A 2,092-nucleotide genomic window follows, 5' to 3' on the forward strand; every position below is an offset into this window, starting at 1 on the left:
GGGGCTAGTGTACACGGGGGCGGGGAAGTCGGGGTTCATCACCGCGCTCTACGTGGTGCTCACGCCCATATTTGAATGGCCGGTGTGCGGGCGGCGGATTCGATTGCGGGAGCTGGGCGCCGCGGCGGTCTCCCTGACCGGGGTGTACCTCCTGGCCGATCCCTCGGGTTCGGTGAACCCCGGCGATTTGCTGACTATGGGCAGCGCGGTCATCTTCGCCCTCCACCTGGCCTTCATAGACCGCTGGGCGCCCGCCGAGGAAACCGATGATAATTCCCAGCTCCGCCACGAGTTCACCCTGACCACGGTACAGATGGTCGTCGTGGGCGCGGGGGGGATGGCGCTTTCGCCGTTGTTGGAGACGCCGCGATTGGCGCTGGACGCGGTATCCGTCCCGGCTTTTTTGTACCTCTCCCTGGCGGCGACGGTGCTGGTGGTTTTCTGGCAGATGCGGTGGCAGCCGAAACTTGGTGCGGGGCGGGCGGCGCTCATCTACGTGGGCGAGGCGGTCATCGCCGCGGCGGGCGGTGCGGTCTTCTTCGCCGAGCGGATGCCGTGGTACGGCTACGCGGGAATGGGGCTCATCCTGGCCGCCATCCTCTGGGGCAACCGGCGTGGGTCGCAGACGTGAAAATGTAGGGCGGGGACTTTAGTCCCCGCCGTTTTACATTCCCAACCTCGACCCTCACCCCGGCCTATTCCTCGCTGCGATGACGTAGGGGCCGATCTTCAGGTCGGCCCGCGGGCGACCGTGGAGGACTTGTCCTACCGGTCGCCCCTACGGGGGGGATTCGCGTGGGATGGACGTAGGGGCGGGTGTCCACACCGCTCGCGGGTTTATCCAACATCGCGCACCCAAATGTAGGGCGGGGACTTTAGTCCCACCGTTTTTGCTTGTTGCGTGTGTGTGCGGGCAACGGTGAACGGTTGACACTCGGAGATCAACCGGTCCTTAAATGTCCAGGTTGGCCACCTCGAGGGCGTGGGAGCGGATGAACTCCCGCCGCGGCGGCACCTGATCCCCCATCAGCACGCTGAACATCTCGTCGGCGGCGAAGGCGTCCTCCACCGTCACCTGCAACAGCGTCCGGCTCGCGGGGTCCATCGTCGTCTCCCAGAGCTGCTCGGGGTTCATCTCGCCCAGCCCCTTGTAGCGCTGGACGGAAACCTCCCGGTTGCCGGTCTGGCGCAGCGTTTTCAGGAGCTCCAGGGGGTCGGTCATTTCGAGCCGCTCATCCTTGGCCAGGTGGAGGGTGATGCCGGGCTTCTTCTCCGCCATGAAATCGAGGCCGAAAACCTTCAAGGCGCCTCGGAGCTCCTCCAGCTCGGTGGCCTCCCCCAGCTCCTCCGGCTCGTGCTTCCTCCATCCCGACCGCTCGCCCAGAAGGTCGGCCAGCTCCTCCCCCGCCTCGGCCTTCTCCTCCAGAAGTCCCAGCTCCTGGTCGGTGTAAGCGTAGTCTACGACACCGGTTTCGAGGTCGCGCAGGTAGTATCGCGGCAGGCAGCCGTCCCGCTCGCGGCCGAGGTACTCCTCCACGTCCAGCCCCCGACGCCCGAGGCGCTCGAAGGCGAGCTCCACCCGTCGGAGGAGCTTGGTCAGACCGATGAGCTCGTTTTCGTCCCGCTTGACGCCGTCTATCACCGCCCGGGCCCCGCGGCAGCCCAGCTCGAGTACCAGGCGGTCCATCTCCCCCTCGCTCTGGATGTAGAACTCCTCGCGGCCGCGCTTTACCCGGTAGAGCGGCGGCTGGGCGATATAGATGTACCCCTGCTCCAGAAGCGGTCGCATCTGGCGGTAGAAGAAGGTCAAGAGCAGGGTGCGGATGTGGCTGCCGTCCACGTCGGCGTCGGTCATTATCACGATTTTGTGGTAGCGCAGCCTCTGGAGATCGAACTCCTCGGCGATGCCGGAACCGATGGCGGTGATGATGGTGATGAGCTCGTTGTTGGAAAGAATCTTGTCCAGGCGGGCCTTCTCCACGTTCAATATCTTCCCGCCGAGGGGTAGGATGGCCTGGTTGGAGCGGTCGCGACCCTGCTTGGCCGATCCGCCGGCCGAGGGGCCCTCCACGATGAAAAGCTCGCATTTCTC

The 2,092-nt window shown here is 65.3% G+C and carries 2 protein-coding genes; one reads left to right on the forward strand and one right to left on the reverse strand.

What is annotated here, in order from left to right; translation table 11 throughout:
• Positions 1 to 631 (forward strand): DMT family transporter (locus NTW26_07110; GenBank protein ID MCX7022026.1); only part of this gene is annotated, 631 nt, incomplete at its 5' end.
• A gap of 321 nt (positions 632 to 952) precedes the next feature.
• Here the strand turns inward: NTW26_07110 and NTW26_07115 are convergent.
• Positions 953 to 2,092: toprim domain-containing protein (locus tag NTW26_07115; GenBank protein ID MCX7022027.1), on the reverse strand; the 1,140-nt coding region annotated here is incomplete at its 5' end.

The sequence above is a fragment of the bacterium genome (assembly GCA_026398675.1).
Classification (GTDB): domain Bacteria; phylum RBG-13-66-14; class RBG-13-66-14; order RBG-13-66-14; family RBG-13-66-14; genus RBG-13-66-14.